General features: G+C 65.3%; 16 protein-coding genes. 8 read left to right on the forward strand and 8 right to left on the reverse strand.

Annotation, left to right across the window (positions count from 1 at the left end):
• The first annotated feature begins 41 nt into the window (after positions 1–41).
• Complete coding sequence (gene otsA / locus AC1Q64_RS10590; protein WP_492251295.1) at positions 42–1,418, forward strand: alpha,alpha-trehalose-phosphate synthase (UDP-forming); 1,377 nt, start codon at positions 42–44, stop codon at positions 1,416–1,418.
• A gap of 35 nt (positions 1,419–1,453) precedes the next feature.
• Here the strand turns inward: otsA and AC1Q64_RS10595 are convergent, their stop codons facing one another.
• Both AC1Q64_RS10595 and AC1Q64_RS10600 read right to left on the reverse strand, forming a co-directional pair.
• Positions 1,454–1,648, reverse strand: coding sequence for a DUF2905 domain-containing protein (locus AC1Q64_RS10595; RefSeq protein WP_056745516.1), 195 nt, complete (start codon positions 1,646–1,648; stop codon positions 1,454–1,456).
• Between the two features lie 21 nt (positions 1,649–1,669).
• Positions 1,670–2,800, reverse strand: a complete 1,131-nt coding sequence (locus tag AC1Q64_RS10600; protein WP_492251422.1) for a class I SAM-dependent methyltransferase — start codon at positions 2,798–2,800, stop codon at positions 1,670–1,672.
• Positions 2,801–2,810: 10 nt separating this feature from the next.
• Here AC1Q64_RS10600 and AC1Q64_RS10605 point away from each other — a divergent pair, with 10 nt between their 5' ends.
• The 7 genes from AC1Q64_RS10605 to AC1Q64_RS10635 are packed head-to-tail and all read left to right on the forward strand — an operon-like array spanning position 2,811 to position 9,385.
• Positions 2,811–3,605 carry an SDR family oxidoreductase gene (locus AC1Q64_RS10605; RefSeq protein ID WP_291435866.1) on the forward strand — a complete coding sequence of 265 codons (795 nt, stop codon included), beginning with the start codon at positions 2,811–2,813 and terminating at the stop codon, positions 3,603–3,605.
• Positions 3,606–3,655: 50 nt separating this feature from the next.
• Complete coding sequence (locus AC1Q64_RS10610; RefSeq protein ID WP_492251296.1) at positions 3,656–4,027, forward strand: dihydroneopterin aldolase; 372 nt, start codon at positions 3,656–3,658, stop codon at positions 4,025–4,027.
• 4 nt (positions 4,028–4,031) lie between these two features.
• Entirely contained in the window at positions 4,032–5,015 is a 984-nt protein-coding gene (ttcA, locus tag AC1Q64_RS10615; RefSeq protein WP_492251297.1) for a tRNA 2-thiocytidine(32) synthetase TtcA, read from the forward strand.
• Positions 5,016–5,071: 56 nt separating this feature from the next.
• On the forward strand, positions 5,072–5,683 hold the full coding sequence (locus AC1Q64_RS10620) for a DUF4136 domain-containing protein (RefSeq protein ID WP_492251298.1): 612 nt from the start codon (positions 5,072–5,074) through the stop codon (positions 5,681–5,683).
• A 23-nt stretch (positions 5,684–5,706) separates the two neighbouring features.
• Complete coding sequence (locus AC1Q64_RS10625; RefSeq protein WP_492251299.1) at positions 5,707–6,348, forward strand: histidine phosphatase family protein; 642 nt, start codon at positions 5,707–5,709, stop codon at positions 6,346–6,348.
• Positions 6,332–7,501, forward strand: coding sequence for a DSD1 family PLP-dependent enzyme (locus AC1Q64_RS10630; protein ID WP_492251300.1), 1,170 nt, complete (start codon positions 6,332–6,334; stop codon positions 7,499–7,501). The genes AC1Q64_RS10625 and AC1Q64_RS10630 overlap by 17 nt, the downstream gene beginning before the upstream one ends.
• A gap of 36 nt (positions 7,502–7,537) precedes the next feature.
• Complete coding sequence (locus AC1Q64_RS10635; RefSeq protein ID WP_492251301.1) at positions 7,538–9,385, forward strand: lysoplasmalogenase family protein; 1,848 nt, start codon at positions 7,538–7,540, stop codon at positions 9,383–9,385.
• Between the two features lie 126 nt (positions 9,386–9,511).
• Here AC1Q64_RS10635 and AC1Q64_RS10640 read toward each other — a convergent pair whose 3' ends face one another.
• The 6 genes from AC1Q64_RS10640 to ruvA all read right to left on the reverse strand — a co-directional run bounded on the left by AC1Q64_RS10640 (position 9,512) and on the right by ruvA (position 16,492).
• Complete coding sequence (locus AC1Q64_RS10640) at positions 9,512–10,267, reverse strand: ABC transporter ATP-binding protein (protein ID WP_492251302.1); 756 nt, start codon at positions 10,265–10,267, stop codon at positions 9,512–9,514.
• Positions 10,267–11,505 carry an ABC transporter permease gene (locus AC1Q64_RS10645; RefSeq protein ID WP_492251303.1) on the reverse strand — a complete coding sequence of 413 codons (1,239 nt, stop codon included), beginning with the start codon at positions 11,503–11,505 and terminating at the stop codon, positions 10,267–10,269. The genes AC1Q64_RS10640 and AC1Q64_RS10645 overlap by 1 nt, the downstream gene beginning before the upstream one ends.
• Before the next feature lie 6 nt (positions 11,506–11,511).
• Positions 11,512–12,807, reverse strand: a complete 1,296-nt coding sequence (locus AC1Q64_RS10650; RefSeq protein WP_492251304.1) for an efflux RND transporter periplasmic adaptor subunit — start codon at positions 12,805–12,807, stop codon at positions 11,512–11,514.
• Between the two features lie 54 nt (positions 12,808–12,861).
• On the reverse strand, positions 12,862–13,920 hold the full coding sequence (ruvB, locus tag AC1Q64_RS10655; RefSeq protein ID WP_492251305.1) for a Holliday junction branch migration DNA helicase RuvB: 1,059 nt from the start codon (positions 13,918–13,920) through the stop codon (positions 12,862–12,864).
• A gap of 8 nt (positions 13,921–13,928) precedes the next feature.
• The gene (locus tag AC1Q64_RS10660) at positions 13,929–15,848 is read right to left on the reverse strand and encodes a trypsin-like peptidase domain-containing protein (RefSeq protein ID WP_492251306.1); all 1,920 of its coding nucleotides are present in this window, start codon (positions 15,846–15,848) and stop codon (positions 13,929–13,931) included.
• A gap of 68 nt (positions 15,849–15,916) precedes the next feature.
• A complete protein-coding gene (gene ruvA / locus AC1Q64_RS10665) occupies positions 15,917–16,492 on the reverse strand; it encodes a Holliday junction branch migration protein RuvA (protein WP_291435892.1) in 576 nt (191 codons plus the stop codon).
• Between the last annotated feature and the right edge of the window lie 60 nt (positions 16,493–16,552).

Genomic DNA, 16,552 nt, shown 5'->3' on the forward strand with positions numbered 1-16,552 from the left:
TCCGACAACGGCCAGGGGCGATCCACAACGATGATCAATCCATGAGCCGTCTTGTTGTCATCTCCAACCGCCTTGCAGACCCCCGAAAACCCGCTGCCGGTGGCCTGGCCGTCGCCCTGGGCGAAGCCCTGAACCAGACCGGGGGCCTGTGGTTCGGCTGGAGCGGCACCGTGGTCGAAGGCGGCACACCCGGCGAGGGCGACCTGCACACCCGGCAGGCCGGTGCCGTCACCCTGGCCACCGTGGACCTGTGCCGCGAAGACCACGACAGCTACTACCATGGCTACAGCAACAGCGTGCTCTGGCCGGTGTTCCATTACCGCCTGGACCTGGCCGACTTCAACGCCAGCTACATCGCGGGCTACCGCCGCGTGAACCAGATGTTTGCGCGCAAGCTGCTGCCGCTGCTGCGCGACGACGACGTGATCTGGGTACACGACTACCACCTGATCCCGCTGGCCGCCGAGCTGCGCGCCATGGGCTGCAAGCAGCGCATCGGGTTCTTTCTGCACATTCCCATGCCGCCGCCGCTCATCATGGCGGCCATCCCGCAGCATGAGTGGCTGATGCGTTCGCTGTTTGCCTACGACCTGGTGGGTCTGCAGAGCGAGGCCGACGTTTCGCATTTCATGCGTTATGTGCGCAACGAAGGCCGCGCAGAAGAAGTGGACGAAAAGCGCGTGCGCGCCTTTGGGGCCACCGTGGTGGTGCAATCGTTTCCTATCGGCATCGATGTGGACGAATTCACGCGCCTCACGCACGCACCCGACGCGGTGGAAACCTACGAGAACATGCGCGCTGAGTATTCACGCAGGCGCCTGATGCTGGGCATCGACCGGCTCGACTACTCCAAAGGCATCCCGCACCGCGTGCGCGCGTTCCGTGAGCTGCTGGACCGGTATCCGGAAAACCGCGACAGCGCCACGCTCATCATGATCGCCTCGCCCACGCGCGACGACGTCAACGCCTATGCCGACCTGCGCCAGGAGCTGGAAGGTCTGTGTGGCTCTGTCAACGGCGACTATGGCGAACTGGACTGGATGCCCGTGCGCTACATCCACCGCATGGTGGCGCGCAAGCGGGTGCCGGGCCTGTGCCGCGCCGCTGCCGTGGGGCTGGTCACGCCACTGCGCGACGGCATGAACCTGGTGGCCAAGGAGTACGTGGTGGCGCAAGACCCGAACGACCCGGGCGTGCTGGTGTTGTCACGCTTCGCGGGTGCGGCCGAGCAGCTGAAAGAAGCGCTGCTGGTGAACCCCTACGACACCCAGGGCATGGCCGACAGCATCCAGCAGGCCTTGCAGATGCCATTGGTGGAACGGCAGGTGCGCCATCAAAAGCTCATGGCCCGTATACGCCAGTACGACGTGCACTGGTGGCGCAAGGCGTTTCTGGACGCGCTGCAGACGGCGGGCTAGCAGGCGCACCGGCAACAGCAGCTGTTGCGGCTGCCCTACAGCAGCTTGGTGATCAGGCTGACCACAAAGCTCAGCAGCAGCGTGGACGCCAGCGGCACATCCCAGTCGCGCCCCAGCCAGCGAAACCGGAAGTCCCCCGGCAACCGCCCAAAGCCCATGCGGCGCAGCAGGGGCGACAGCCAGCTGATGAACATCAGGGCCAGTAGGATGACGAGGAGCCAGCGGAACATGGGCAGCGCAGCAGCAGGCGGTCAGAGCCGGTGCGAACGGTCTCCGTGCCTGAACCCCACCGGTTCCCACGGCTCGCCCGCGCCCACGGCCAGCACCTTGAACAGCTCACCCATCTCGTGCTCCATGATCAATTTGGCCGCTGTCGCGCGCTGGGCCTGCGGTAGCTGCTCCATTTTTGGGAGCAATCCACAGTTGATCAGAAAGTGCGCCTGCGTGGTGTAACCCAGCACATTCAGGCCCGCCTCCTGCGCGGCCAGCGCCATGGCGGTGAAATTGACGTGCGCGGTGATGTCTTTAAGCCCCACCGCCACCAGCGGGTCGCCGTCGGCCAGGTGACCCTGGTGGCACATCAAGGTGCCCATGTGGCGCTGGGGGTGGTAGTACTCGTCTTCGCCAAACCCATAGTCCAGCAAGAAGGCCGCGCCGCACGTGAGCCGGTCGGCCAGCATGCGCATGAAGCCCTCGCCCTGGGCGTGGATCTCAGTCAGGTAGTCCTGCGGGCCTTCGATGTCGATGGGCGGGCGCAGGTCGGTGGGCCGGTCGGCCCAGGCAAAGCGGCCGTCTTCAGCCACCACCACGCCACGTTCGTGCCAACCATCACCGTCTTTGCCGCCCTGCTGGCCGCCGCGGCGCGCCAGCAGTTGCACGGGCATGGCGTCCAGCACCTCGTTGCCCACCACCACGCCGCTGAATTTCTCAGGCAAGGCATCCACCCAGCGCAGCTTGTGGGCATGCGCCACCAGCTTGGCCTGCTGGCGCGCGCGCAGGCTGCCCGACAGGTCGACGATGGTGTAGCGCTGCACCTGGTCGCCCAGCGCATCCAGCAACTGCAGCGCCAGCGCGCCCGAGCCCGCGCCAAACTCCCAGACCTCTTCGGTACCAGTTTGGGCAAGCGCCTCGCCCACCTGCACAGCCAGGGTCTGGCCGAACAGGGGCGTTAGCTCAGGCGCGGTCACAAAGTCGCTGCCCGACTCGGGCATGGCGCCGAACTTGGTGGAGTCATTGGCGTAGTAGCCCAGGCCGGGTGTGTACAGGGCCAAGGCCATGAAGCGGTCAAAACCCAGCCATCCGCCCTCGGCGGCAATGGCCTGGGTGATGTGCTGGTGCAGGGCGGTCGTTAAACTGTCGGGTCTTTGGGTCACGGCCCGCATTGTCCCCCACATGTCCACCCCTTCCCTCCCCCATCGCCCCCGCACCGTGCTGGTGACCGGTGCCGCCAAGCGCCTGGGCCGCAGTATTGCGCTGGCCCTGGCCGCCGGCGGCTGGCAGGTGGCGGTGCACTACCGCTCATCGGCGCAAGACGCTATTAATACCGTAGCTGAATGCGCAAGATTGACTAGCGCCAGCGCCCATTTTGAGGCTGATTTCGATGACGAGGCCGCTGTGCGCGGCCTGCTGCCCCGCGTGGTGGCGCATTTCGGCAGCGTGGACGCGGTGGTCAACAGCGCCTCCCTGTTCGAGCACGACAACGTAGAGACCTTTGGCTTTGCCGCGCTCGAAAAGCACCTGCGTAGCAACACCGCCGCCCCGGTGCTGCTGGCCCAGGCGCTGCACCAGCATGTGGCCGACCGGGTGGTGGCAGGCGAGACCGATGCTCAGGGCGCCGTGGTCAACCTGCTGGACCAGAAGCTCTGGAACCAGAACCCCGACTTCATGAGCTACACGCTCTCCAAGGCAGCGCTGGAAGCCGCCGGCACCATGCTGGCGCTGGCCCTGGCGCCGCGCGTGCGGGTGGTGGGCGTGGCGCCCGGACTCACGCTGACCAGCCACATGCTGAGCGACGAAAAATTCGCCCAATTGCATGCCCTCTCGCCTCTGGGCCGCTCGTCCACCGCCGAGGACGTGGCGAGCGCAGTGAAGTTTGCGCTGGAGAACCGGTCCATCACCGGCACCACGCTGCTGGTCGATGGTGGCCAGCACCTGATGAAGTTTGACCGCGATTTCTCTTTGATGTGAGCGCACGCACACACGCAAAAAATGGCTCACTCAAGCCAGGACCTTTCCCCATGACCCACGCTGTTGGCACCCAGATCCTCACGCTCACCGGTTTGCGCTTTGACGCCAACCTGGGCATCCTTGACCATGAAAAGACCGCCCCCCAGCCCATCCAGGTCGATGCCGAACTGAGCCTGGGCGTGCAGCCGCTGGCTCCGCGCGACGACGACATCGGCCATGTGCTGGACTACCGCCGCGTGCGCCAGATCATCATCGATGAGTGCACTGCCGAGCATGTCAACCTGCTGGAGAGCCTGATCGGCAAGCTGGCCAACCGCCTGATGCAGCTGCCCGGCGTGCTGGGCGTGCGGGTGAAGATTGCCAAACTCGAAATTTTTGACGACTGCGAAGTGGCCATTCGCGTCGAGACAGGACAGTGGTGACCCCATGAGCACCGTATTGAACGAAGCCCCGACCGCAACCTCCGCCCTCTCTACCCCCGTCGGCTGGACTGACGAGTCCACAGAAGCCGCAGCCAGTGCGACCGCCCGCATGAAGATCGAGCGCGAAACCCACAAGCTCGAAAAGCGCCTGTGCCGCGAGGTCGGCAAGGCCATCGTGGACTTCAACATGATTGAAGAAGGCGACAAGGTGATGGTGTGCATGTCCGGCGGCAAGGACAGCTACGCGCTGCTGGACATCCTGCTCAAGCTCAAGGCCCGCGCGCCCATCCACTTTGACCTGGTGGCGGTGAACCTGGACCAGAAGCAGCCGGGCTTCCCTGAGCATGTGCTGCCCGAATACCTGGCCAGCACCGGCGTGCCCTTCCACATCGAGAACGAAGACACTTACAGCATCGTCAAGAAGCTGATCCCCGAGGGCAAGACCACCTGCAGCCTGTGCAGCCGCCTGCGCCGGGGCATTTTGTACCGCGTGGCCGACGAGCTGGGCTGCACCAAGATCGCGCTGGGCCACCACCGCGACGACATCCTGCAGACGCTGCTGCTCAACATGTTCTTTGGCGGCAAGATGAAGAGCATGCCCCCCAAGCTGGTCAGCGACGACGGCAAGCATGTGGTGATCCGCCCGCTGGCCTATGTGGCCGAGAAGGACACCACCCGCTGGGCCGCGCACCGCAACTTCCCCATCATTCCCTGCAACCTGTGCGGCAGCCAGGAGAACCTGCAGCGCAAGCAGGTGGGCGAGATGCTGCGCGATTGGGAAAAACGCTTCCCGGGCCGGGTGGAGAACATGTTCAACGCGCTGCAGAACGTGGTGCCCTCGCACCTGCTCGATGGCAGCCTGTACGACTTCCAAAACGCCAAGGCCACGGGCATCGCCAGTGAAGATGGCGACAAGGCGTTTGACAAGGAAGAGTTTGTGGCGCCGTCGCCGTCGCTGCCGGGCGTGCAGGTGGTGCAGCTGTCGTGAACTGCCGGGGCCAGCGGCACTCTCATGGAGATCCTCTTTTTCAGGAGCCTCTGAAGATGCGACAACGCCGATGGATTCCCCTTCTGGTACTGAGCCTGGCCGCCGCCCTGCTCACAGGCTGCAGCACCACGCGCGTGGTCGAAGGCCAGGTGCAGAGCTTCTCGACCCTGGCGGCCGTGCCCGCGCCCGCCACCTACCGCATCGAACGCCTGCCTTCGCAGCAGGCCCCCTCATTTGACGCCATCGCCACGCTGGCCGAACAGTCGCTGGCACGCGCAGGGCTACGGCGCGACGATGCCGCGCCGCGCCTGCTGGTGCAACTGGGTGCGCAGGCCGACACGGTACCGCGCAACGATCCTTTCGGCCCCTCCGGCCCCTACAGCACAGGCCCTTGGGGCTTTGGCGGCTGGTATGGCCGGGGCTGGGGCGTGCATGGCATGTGGCGTTTTGGTGAGCCCACGCCCCTGCACCGCCGCGCGGTCAGCATCGTGATGCGCGACGCCAGCACCCAGGCCGTGGTGTACGAAACCTCGGCCGTGCATGAAGATGTGTGGGTGAGCGACCCTGCCGTCTATGGCGTGCTGTTCGACGCTGCGCTCAACGGCTTTCCGAAGCCGCCCGAGGGGCCACGGCAAGTTCGCCTGCCATTGGTTCCACCCTCACACTAATTCCCCATACACCTGTCCACTGCATGCACGCCACCCGCATCGTTGCCATTCGCCACGGCGAAACCGCCTGGAACGTGGACACCCGCATTCAGGGCCACCTGGACATTCCGCTCAACGATACGGGCCTGTGGCAGGCCGATCAGGTGGCGAAGGCCCTGGCGGGCGAGCCGATTGCGGCCATCTACTCCAGCGACCTGCAACGCGCACACACCACCGCCCAGGCCGTGGCCCGAACCACCGGCGCACCTCTGACGACCGAGCCCGGCCTGCGAGAACGCAGCTTCGGGCACTTTCAGGGCCGCACCTTTGCCGAGATCGAGGCGGAGCTGCCCGACGACGCGCTGCGCTGGCGCAAGCGCGACCCGCACTACACACCCGAAGGCGGCGAGTCGCTGGTCACGCTGCGCGAGCGCATTGAACGCACCGTGACCACCCTCGCGCAGCAGCATGTGGGCGAGCAGGTGGTGATGGTGGCGCACGGTGGGGTGCTCGATGTGCTGTACCGCCTGGCCACGCGCCAGGACATCCAGGCGCCACGCACCTGGCAGCTGTCCAACGCCGCCATCAACCGCCTGCTGTGGACGCCCGACGGCCTGACACTGATTGGCTGGGCAGACACCCAGCACCTTGACAACAACGCAGCGCGCGATGAAACCCATTCCTGAAGCACTAGAGGCCTGTATCGGCCAACGCGTGGACCTGATCGACACCCCCGCCCTGGTGGTGGACCTGGATGCCATGGACCGCAACATCCAGCGCATGGCCGACTTTGCGCGCAAGCACCATGTGCGCTGGCGGCCCCATGCCAAGCTGCACAAGAGTGCCGAACTCGCGCTGCTGCTGCAACGCGCAGGGGCCCAGGGAGTGTGTGTGCAGAAGGTGGCCGAAGCCGAGGCGCTGGCTGCCGGTGGAGTGGATGACATCACCATCACCAACCAGGTCATCGCCATGCCCAAGCTGCACCGCGTGGCGCGGCTGGCCGCGCAGCTGGCGGCACGCGGCGGACGCCTGGGTGTGGCTGTGGACCACTCCGACGGCATCGAACGCCTGGCCGAAGCCATGACACAGTACGGCAGCGACGCGGGCATTGATGTGCTGGTGGAGATCGACGTAGGCCAGGGCCGCTGCGGCGTACCCCCTGGCGAGGCCGCAGTGCCCCTTGCGCTGGCCGTGGCGCGCAGCCCGCGCCTGCGTTTTGCAGGTCTGCAGGCCTACCATGGCCGGGCCCAGCACCTGGCCAGCACCGTGGGGCGCAAGGAGGCCATCGCGCAGGTCGTGCGTGCAGCCATCCATACACGGCAGCTGATTGAGGAGGCCGGTGTTACGGTGCCGCTGATCACCGGATCGGGCACAGGCACCCTGGTGCACGAGGCCGCCAGCGGCGTATTTGGCGAGTTGCAGGCAGGCTCCTTCCTCTTCATGGATGCCGATTACGCCCGCAACGAGCGCGAACCGGCGCAACCCGCGTTTGAACACGCGCTGTACGTCAAGACCCAGGTGGTATCGGTGCGCGACACCCACGCCGTGTGCGACGCGGGCCACAAGAGCCACGCCATCGACTCCGGCCTGCCCACGGTGGCCCTGCTGCCGGCCGACCGCACCCTGCGCTACGCCAACGGCGGTGATGAACACGGCCTGCTGTATGCCGACGCCCCCGACGCCCGCCTGCCCAGCCTGGGCCACATGCTCTGGCTCATCCCCGGTCATTGCGACCCCACGGTCAATCTGCATGACTTTTTGATCGGTGTGCGCGGAGGTTTGGCGACGGGTACGGTAGAGCGCATCATCAGGGTTGATGCCAGAGGCGCGCTGACCTGATTGGGGCAAGAATCGGCGGACATTTTGGTGTCCTCCATGAGCCCCAGCCAGATCATTGTCCTTGCGACCCCCGTCTTCTTTTTGCTGATCGCCATCGAACTGGCGGTGGGCTACAGAAGGCAGCGCAACACCTACCGGCTGGCCGATGCGGTCAGCAGCATCAGCCTCGGTATGCTCAGCCAGACCAGCGCAGTGTTCACGCGGCTGCTGCGCATCGGCATCTACACGGCCCTGTTCGAGCACGTGGCGCTGTGGCGCAACGATGCCTTCTGGACCAGCCTGCCCGGATGGCTGCTGGCGCTGGTGTTCTACGACTTCTGCTACTACTGGCTCCACCGCATGGGGCATGAATCGGCCGTGCTGTGGGCCGCCCACGCGGTGCACCACCAGAGCCAGGACTACAACCTCTCCACCGCGCTGCGCCAGACGAGTTCGGGCGCGCTGCTGGGCTGGATCTTTTATGTGCCCATGGCACTGGCGGGCGTTCCGCCGCTGGTGTTCGGCGTGGTGGCACTGATTGACCTGCTCTACCAGTTCTGGGTGCACACCGAGCAGGTGGGCAAGCTGGGCTGGTTCGACCGCTGGTTCTGCAGCCCCAGCAACCACCGGGTGCACCACGCAGTGAACGACGCCTACCTGGACAAGAACTACGGCGGCATTCTGATCCTGTGGGACCGGCTCTTTGGCACCTTCAAGGACGAAGACGACCAGGAGAAGTGCGTGTACGGCACGCGCGGCCTGCTCAACAGCTGGGACCCGTTGTGGGCCAACACCCAGGTGTATGCGGGGCTGGCGCATGACAGCTGGCACGCGCGCAGCTGGCTCGACAAGCTCAAGGTCTGGGTCAAGCCGCCGGGCTGGCGGCCTGCCGATGTGGCAGAGCGCTTTCCCAAGCCCGCCTTCAGCATGGCGCAGATGCAGATCTTTCAGCCGCCCATGTCGCGCGGTGTGCAGCGGTTTGCGCTGGTGCAGTTTGCGCTGCTGCTGGCGGGCGTCGCGGCATTTTTGTGGCAGGCCGACACCGCACCGCTGGCGCGCAACGCCATCTGGTTTGCGGTGCTGCTGACGGTGCAATGGTCGCTGGGCGCTGTGATGCAGGGGCGCATTGGCATGCTGATGGCGCTGATGCTGCAAAGCGCTGCGCTGGCCACGGCCACCAGTGCGCTGGGGTTCACACAATGGCATTGGCTGTTCAAGCCGCTGACCATGGCAATTGCTATTATTTTGGTAGCTGCCAGTGCATATTTGACTATCGCAAGGGGTGCATTGGGCTCAAAACCGCCATGTGCCTTGCTCATCGCTGCCCTGGGCGGGTCATTGGCGGGGGATGTGTTCCTCATGTTCCAGGGCTTCTTCATACCGGGCCTGGTGAGCTTTCTGGTGGCGCATCTGTTCTATGTGGCGCTGTTCAAAAGCGGGCAAGCGTGGTTTGCGCACAGAGGTGCACTGGCCGCCACGCTGGGCATTGGCATGGCGATGTACGCATTTTTATGGGCAGGCGGTTTGCCGCCCGCACTGCGCGCGCCGGTAGCCGCCTATGTGCTGGTGATTGCGCTGATGGCCGCTCAGGCCATCGGCCGCGCTACAACACTGCGCGATGCGCCATCGTTGCTGGTTGCGGTTGGCGCCGGGTTCTTCATGCTCAGCGACTCGCTGCTGGCCACCAACCGCTTTGTGACGCCCCTGCCGATGGCACAGGTGTGGGTGCTGTCTACCTACTACGCGGCGCAGGTGCTGATCGTCTTGGGCATGCTGCCAAGCGTGGCGCGGGTACCGGCTGATGCGAAGGTTGTGGCGCCGGTCGAAGCGGGCCGCGCTGCGCACGCGGCCAATGGCTACACCGGCGCTGACGGGCTGGTTTCCACCGCGCCGCCCGGGCTGTGAAGCAGCAGGCGACACAGAAAAAAACAAGCCAAATCGGCCTCTAGCGCTTTATAGATAAGCGCCAGCAGATATCAAATCAGAAGCACTACGATTATTTGCACGCAAAGACACCGCGCCGCGCGCCCCTTAGCGCTTCAGCGCAGGCAACGCGGTGGGCACCGGCTCCACACCTGCAGCAATTGGCTCGTCGCGCGCAATGCGCCCGTCGATCAGCTCCACCAGCCGGTCGCAGCGCGCGGCCAGGCGCGGGTCGTGGGTGACCACCACAAAACTCGTGCCCCGCTCGGCGTGAATGCGGCGCAGCAGGGCAAACACTTCGGCCGACGAGGCAGTGTCGAGGTTGCCCGTGGGTTCATCAGCCAGCACCAGCGGCGGGTTCATGACCAGCGCGCGCGCAATGGCCACGCGCTGCTGCATGCCGCCCGACAGCTCTGCGGGGCGTTTGTCCATGGCATTGACCAAGCCCACAGCGTCGAGCAGGCTGCGCGCGTGATCGCGGCTAGCGGCACTGACGCTGCCTTCAGCCATGAGGGCCGGTAGCGTGACGTTTTCCAGCGCCGAGAACGCGGGCAGCAGGTGGTGGAACTGAAAGACAAACCCCAGGGTGCTGCGTCGGCGCAGGGTGAGCGCGGCATCGTCCAAGTCCTGCACCGCCTCGCCGTCCAGCAGATAGCTGCCAGTCGTCATGCGTTCGAGCAGACCCAGGATGTTGAGCAGCGTGCTTTTTCCCGACCCCGAGGGCCCCATCAGCGCGATGAACTCGCCCCGGCGCACTTGCAGGTTGATGCCGTGCAGCACCTCGGCCTCGCTGGGGCGGCCCAGGTTGTAGCTCTTGCGCACGGCATCGAACGCGATCAGATCGGGGGCGGCTGCGGTGTTCATCACATCCTGATGGCCTGCGCCGGGTCCAGCGCCGCTGCGCGCCGCGCGGGCGCCACGGCCGCCAGCACGCCGCACACCGAGGCAATCAGGGCAATCTGCAACGCCATGGCGGGCGCCAGCGCAATCGAAAACAGCGGCATGCCATCAGAGCCCCGCACGAAATGCGTGAACACCCAGATCAGCCCTACCGCCAGCAACAAGCCCAGCACCGAGCCCAGCGCACCCACCACAGCGCCCTGCAACAGAAACACGCGCAGCACCTGGCCCCGCGTGGCGCCCATGGCGCGCAGGATGCCGATCTCGCGGCCCTTTTGCACCACCGACACCACCAGCACGCTGGCAATGCCCAGCACCACCACCGCCAGCACCACACCCCGGATGATGGAAGTGCTGATGGACTGCGCGTTGAGTGCTGACACCAGCTGGGCATTGCTCTCTTGCCAGCTCTCGATCTTGTAGGGGAACTGCATTTGCAACGCACGCGCCAGGGTCTGTGCCACCCACACGTCTTTCAAGGTCAGGTCGAGCTGGCTGGCGCCCCCCGGCAGCGCCAGCAGGCTTTGCGCCGCGCGCAGCGGCACGATCACGGTGCGCCGGTTCAGGTCTTTCACCCCCAGGTCCACCAGCGCGGTGACGCGCACCGAATCACTCACCGTGCCGCCCGCGCCGCTCGTCTGTACCGTGAGGCGGTCTCCCACACGCACGCCCAGGTCGGAGGCCAGCTCGCGCCCCACGATGGCCTCGCCCGGTGCCAGCCGCGCGGTGCCACTGACCACCTTGGAGCGCAGCCCCACCACGCGGTCATAGCGGTCCAGGTCCACGCCCATCAGGGCAATGGCCTGCGATGCCTCGCCGCGCAGCGCCAAGCCTGAGCCGGACACCATGGGCGACACCCCAGCGACTTCGGGCAAACGCTCCAGCAGCGGCACCAGCGCCTGCCAGTTGGCCACCGACCGCAGGCGCTGGGCACGCGGTTGTGTATCGGTCAAAAGAGCGCTACCCGTAGGCAAGGAAGCTGCGGGCAAGACCAGATCGTCCGGCGCCCGCAGGGTGATGTGCGCCTGGGCGCCCAGTGTTTTGGCCAGAGTGTTCGACTGCAGGCCACTGATCAGCGCCGAGATGTAGGCGATGACCGCAACCCCCGCTGCCACCCCCACGATGATGAGCACGGTCTGCATGCGGCCCTCGCGCAGAAAGCGCAGCGCCACGCGCAACTCGAAGCCGGGCCAGATCCACATGGCGGGTCAACGGCCCATGGCGTTGGTGAGGGCAGCGCCGGCGTCAGCGCCTTGGGATCGACCTTGCGCTGCACCGGCTGTGGCGGAGCCCGCGCTCCACTCCACCGTGCGGGCACGTACGCGGTCGCCAGCCTGCGCGGTGCCGCCACGCAGCACAGTGTCGCCCTCGGCCAGGCCGTCCAGTACCTCCACAGCGTCCAGTGCGCGCAGCCCCAGCCGCACGGGGCGGGCCTGGGCGCGCCCCTCCTGCAACACCAGCACCGTGGCCTGGTCACCCACCACCGCACCCCGCAGGGCCGCCTGCGGCAGCACCAGGGCACGCTCGCGCCGCGCAGTCTCGACCTCGACCGACAAGGTCATGTCTTCGCGCAGGAAGGCGGGGGCCTGCTGCTCCAGTGCAAATTTCACCTCGATGGCGCCACGCTGAGCATCCACCGAGGGTGCGATGGTGAGCACACGTGCTGCAAAGCGCTGGCCCGCAAAGGCATCGGCCACCACCGAGGCCTTTTGGCCCGGCAGCAACTGGTCCAGAAAACGTTCGTCCACCTGGGCCACCAGCTGGGTGGGCCCGGCCAGCGCCAGGCTGAGCAGGGCCTTGCCAGGCTGCACGATCTGCCCGGGCTCGACGTCGCGGACCAGCACGCGGGCATCGGCCGGGGCCAACAACGTGGTCTGCGCCAGGCGGGCCTGGGCCACCACCGTGGCCGCCTGGGCCAGCGCCAGCTGCGCCTGCGCCTGGACCACATCGGTGCCCGCATCGGAGTTGGCTTGGACCTGCGCCTGCGCGCTCAACTGCTGCGCCCGGGCTACCTCGACGGCGCGCTGCGCCTCATCAAGCTGCGCGGCACTATAGAACCCCTGGGCCACCAGCTGCTGCACCCGCGCCAGGTTGGCGCTGGCCGCCTGCAGGGTAGCGTCGGCCTGCGCGCGCGCCGCCTGTACCGCGCTGCGGCCGCTGCTGCGCAGGCCCACCAGGCGCGACTGTGCCTGGCGCTCAGCCGCCACAGCCTGCGCCAGGGCAGCCCGCAGCTCGTCGGCCTCCAGCTGCACCAGCACATCACCCTGGCGCACCTGTGCGCCTTCTGCCACCCGCACCTCGGCCACGCGGCCGGTGATGGTGCTGCCCACGTCCACCCGCGACAACGTGGCCACGCGCGCCGAAAACTGCAGCGTACGCACCAGCGGCGCCGACTGCACCAACAGGGCATCGACCTGCGGCCCCTGCAACGCCATTGCGCCCACTGCGGCAGCCACCACCAGCACTGCCGCGCCCAGCCCCAGGACCCAACGTCGCTTGTTCACAAGACAATCCAAAGTGCGAGGGATGTTCGGGGTGTCATGTGCCGTGCCTTTAGATCATTCAGAGAAGAGTCCGCCCGCCGCCATGGGCGGCGCCACCCCCAGGTGCCTGAACGCCGCCAGCGTGGCAATCCGCCCACGCGGCGTACGCTGCAAAAAGCCCTGCTGGATCAGGTAGGGCTCGATCACGTCCTCGATGGTGCCGGCCTCTTCGCCAATGCTGGCGGCAATGTTGTCCAGCCCCACCGGGCCGCCGTCAAAGCGGTGGATCACGGCTTCGAGCAGCTTGCGGTCCATCACGTCAAAGCCCTGCGGGTCCACGTCCAGCATGGCCAGGGCCCGGTCGGCTATTGTTTTGGTGATGCGGCCATCGCTCTTGACCTCGGCATAGTCGCGCACCCGGCGCAGCAGCCGGTTGGCAATGCGCGGCGTGCCGCGCGAGCGGCGGGCGATCTCAAAACCACCTTCTTCGTCCATGGGCGCATTGAGCAGCCCCGCGCTGCGCTTGACGATGCGCGCCAGCTCGTCGGCCGTGTAGAACTCCAGCCGCGCCACGATGCCAAAGCGGTCGCGCAGCGGGTTGGTGAGCATGCCCGCGCGCGTGGTGGCACCCACCAGCGTGAAGGGCTGCAGGTCGAGCTTGATGCTGCGCGCCGCGGGCCCCTCGCCGATCATGATGTCGATCTGGTAGTCCTCCAGCGCGGGGTAGAGGATTTCCTCGACAACGGGCGAGAGGCGGTGGATCTCGTCGATGAAAAGAACGTCGTTCTTTTCCAGGTTGGTCAGCAGCGCCGCCAGGTCCTTGGGCTTCTCCAGCACAGGGCCACTGGTCTGGCGCAGATTCACTCCCAGCTCCGCCGCAATGATGTGGCTGAGCGTGGTCTTGCCCAGGCCGGGCGGGCCGAACAGCAGCACATGGTCGAGCGCCTCGCCCCGCTTACGCGCCGCGCCGATGAAGATCTCCAGCTGCTCCCGCGCCTTGGCCTGGCCCACATACTCCTGCAGGAGCTTGGGGCGTAGGGCACGTTCAATGGCCTCCTCTTGGGGGGATGCGGGGACTGAGGAGATGACGCGTTTGGCGGGGGCGGGGGTGAAGTCGTCGGTCTGGATGGTCATGTCAACGCCTATTGGCTGGTCCACGCGTAGTAGCCCACACCCTCGTACACATATTCAGGGTTGTTGGAGACAATGAAGTCACGTTCTGCCAGGCTGATCGTGTAGAAATGGACCTGCTTCGAGGGCCTGTAAAAGCGGTACACAGGGGATGCCCCAGCAGTGGGACTGGGCGCTGCATACCAGGCAACGCCCTCATAGCGATATGACTGCAGGTTATTCAGTACGGAGTCTCTTTCCTGTGCACTGCTGGTGTAGAAGTGCGCACCGCCCACAAGACCATAGAAACGATACACAGCGGAATTGCCGGTCGCAGGGGCTGCCTGCGCATAAAAGGCAACGCCTTCGTACGAAAAGCTGGGCGCCGTCTGTATCGTATTGTCACGCTCCGCCACGCTGGTGGTAAAAAAATGGGCGCCGGTCGTGCCATTGAAGAACCGATAGACTGCGGCGCGGCCATTGCCAGAAGGGGGGGGCGACGCTGGTGCCAGCCAGTTCTTCAATGCCGTGTTGAACGCAATATCAAACCGCCCATAGAACTCGGGGGATGTCTTGGCCGAGCACGTCGCACTCCCGCCATACAAGGTACCAATCACCTGGTTGGCACTGTTGAACAGCGCGGAGCCGCTACTGCCGCCCTCGGTTGTTCCTCGACTCCAGTTGATCTGATAGTAGTTGCCCGAATTGCCTATGCACTGGAATCCGGTGCCAGTGCCAGGAGGAGTGCAGAAGGTTTGCCCGCTGATGTTGCCAAAACTGATCTTGAGCACGTCCCCGCGCGGGTGATGCAGCCCCGTCACTTCCGAACCTACCACCTGAGCGCCCGCGTCCCAGCCAGCAAAAAATGCACCAGCCGGAGGGGCCTCATTGAGCTTGAGCAACGTCATGTCGAAACCATCGGAAGCGTAGAGCAAAGTCGCTCCACCCAGCCGCCTCTCTGCCGAAGAAGACAAGGTACGGCTATTGCATATTGGCGTCCTGTAAAACCAGTCCGTTTGCAGCGACTCGGCTTCCGCTGCGGACGAAATGCAGTGATTGGCCGTCAGAAAATAGGGCGTGCCTGAAGAAATGCTGTCATTCAGCAACGTGCCAGTGCACAGGTAGGTATTGGCCCCAGAAGTAAAGATCATCCGTGCGACCGCGTTGCGCTGATTGGCATACGCGTCGTAGCAGGAGGCGTCCAGTTGGCAGGCTGCCGACTCGTTGATCTTCGTGGAGAAATCGCCCTCCGTCGGAAGCGACAGGTCCTCAAAGATATGTGACACGCGAGGAACCGCAATGTCGAGTGCTCCCAACGGGGTCCCCGGAGGTAGCTCCACCTCCAGAGTGACTTCGTCAGAACCCAAATCGGGAGTCCACCAAGTCTGTCCGTCTAGGCCCGAATCCCCTGCCATCTTCTGTCGTTGAATGCGCTGCAGCACCTCCTGGCCTGGGATCTGAAACACCGTGCCAGCTTTTGCCGGACTGTAGATGCGCAGCACGGAGCCACCGGGCAACTGCTTGACCACCACACCGAGACGCAAGCCATGCGCCCCCTCTGAAGAAAAGCTGATGGCGGCGACCAGCCCTCCCGACTCGGTGGGCCTCCAATGAAACATCTGCAGTGTCTGGGCTGATGCGCCAGTGGCATCCACATCGCGGGCCATGCCGATCAGACGGGGCGCCAAGCCGGTCTTTAAAGGGAAAGGTATTGCCTTCTCTTGTGCAATGGCACCAAGCCGGATTTTCGCAGGGGTAGGCAGATTTATCGCTTCGCGCAACTTGACATATGGCACGCCCTGGTCAGCGCTGGCGGGCTGTACCCAGCCTTCCATGCGGGTGGTCTGGGACGTCGCCTCTGCCTCTCCGGAACCGCCCCCACAGCCCGCCAGCAGCAATGACAGGGCCACACCACCAAGCGCGCTCATCAGATTTCTAAAACTGTTTGCCATGGAATGCTCCAACAACCTGAAAAGACGTCATCACAAAGAACCACACGATTTTTCAAAGACACGCAGCGCTACTTCGCCAACGCCTTCAGCGCCATCTTGATGCCATCACTGACTCCCACCTCCACCGGCAGAGCCTTGAGCGCCGCTGCCGCTTCTTTGTCGTTGTATCCCAGCGCGAGCAGCGCCTGCAGGATATCGGCCTGCGCATCGCTGGTGGCCGCATCGCGCACAGCGCCCATGTCGGCGCCCAGCTTGCCCTTGAGCTCCAGCAGCAAGCGCTCTGCCGTCTTTTTGCCGATACCCGGCACCTTGACTAGGCGCCCCGCCTCCTGCAACGAGATCGCTTGCGCCAGGTCGCTCACGCCCATGCCGCTCAGGATGGACAAGGCAGTGCGCGGCCCCACGCCTGAAATCTTGATCAGCTCACGAAAAGCCTGGCGCTCAGGGGCGGTTGCAAAGCCGTACAGCAGCTGCGCATCCTCACGCACGATGAACTGGGTCAGCAGGCTCACCCGCTCGCCCACGGCGGGCAGGTTGTAGAACGTGCTCATGGGCACATTCACCTCGTAGCCCACGCCGTGACAGTCCAGCAGCACCTCGGGGGGATTCTTCTCCAGCAGGGTGCCGGTCAATTTGCCTATCATTGATGTCCTTTGACGTCGCGGACATGACATGCCGCGCCGCCGTTCTTGCTGTTTTCCGTT

It is taken from the genome of Acidovorax sp. GW835-FHT14G06, from assembly GCF_058793595.1.

Excerpts from the sequence above, each read along its gene's own strand:
- otsA (WP_492251295.1), top strand. The coding sequence starts at position 42 with ATGAGCCGTCTTGTTGTCATCTCCAACCGCCTTGCAGACCCCCGAAAA.
- AC1Q64_RS10595 (WP_056745516.1), bottom strand. The coding sequence starts at position 1,648 with ATGTTCCGCTGGCTCCTCGTCATCCTACTGGCCCTGATGTTCATCAGC.
- AC1Q64_RS10600 (WP_492251422.1), bottom strand. The coding sequence starts at position 2,800 with ATGCGGGCCGTGACCCAAAGACCCGACAGTTTAACGACCGCCCTGCAC.
- AC1Q64_RS10605 (WP_291435866.1), top strand. The coding sequence starts at position 2,811 with ATGTCCACCCCTTCCCTCCCCCATCGCCCCCGCACCGTGCTGGTGACC.
- AC1Q64_RS10610 (WP_492251296.1), top strand. The coding sequence starts at position 3,656 with ATGACCCACGCTGTTGGCACCCAGATCCTCACGCTCACCGGTTTGCGC.
- ttcA (WP_492251297.1), top strand. The coding sequence starts at position 4,032 with ATGAGCACCGTATTGAACGAAGCCCCGACCGCAACCTCCGCCCTCTCT.
- AC1Q64_RS10620 (WP_492251298.1), top strand. The coding sequence starts at position 5,072 with ATGCGACAACGCCGATGGATTCCCCTTCTGGTACTGAGCCTGGCCGCC.
- AC1Q64_RS10625 (WP_492251299.1), top strand. The coding sequence starts at position 5,707 with ATGCACGCCACCCGCATCGTTGCCATTCGCCACGGCGAAACCGCCTGG.
- AC1Q64_RS10630 (WP_492251300.1), top strand. The coding sequence starts at position 6,332 with ATGAAACCCATTCCTGAAGCACTAGAGGCCTGTATCGGCCAACGCGTG.
- AC1Q64_RS10635 (WP_492251301.1), top strand. The coding sequence starts at position 7,538 with ATGAGCCCCAGCCAGATCATTGTCCTTGCGACCCCCGTCTTCTTTTTG.
- AC1Q64_RS10640 (WP_492251302.1), bottom strand. The coding sequence starts at position 10,267 with ATGAACACCGCAGCCGCCCCCGATCTGATCGCGTTCGATGCCGTGCGC.
- AC1Q64_RS10645 (WP_492251303.1), bottom strand. The coding sequence starts at position 11,505 with ATGTGGATCTGGCCCGGCTTCGAGTTGCGCGTGGCGCTGCGCTTTCTG.
- ruvB (WP_492251305.1), bottom strand. The coding sequence starts at position 13,920 with ATGACCATCCAGACCGACGACTTCACCCCCGCCCCCGCCAAACGCGTC.
- AC1Q64_RS10660 (WP_492251306.1), bottom strand. The coding sequence starts at position 15,848 with ATGGCAAACAGTTTTAGAAATCTGATGAGCGCGCTTGGTGGTGTGGCC.
- ruvA (WP_291435892.1), bottom strand. The coding sequence starts at position 16,492 with ATGATAGGCAAATTGACCGGCACCCTGCTGGAGAAGAATCCCCCCGAG.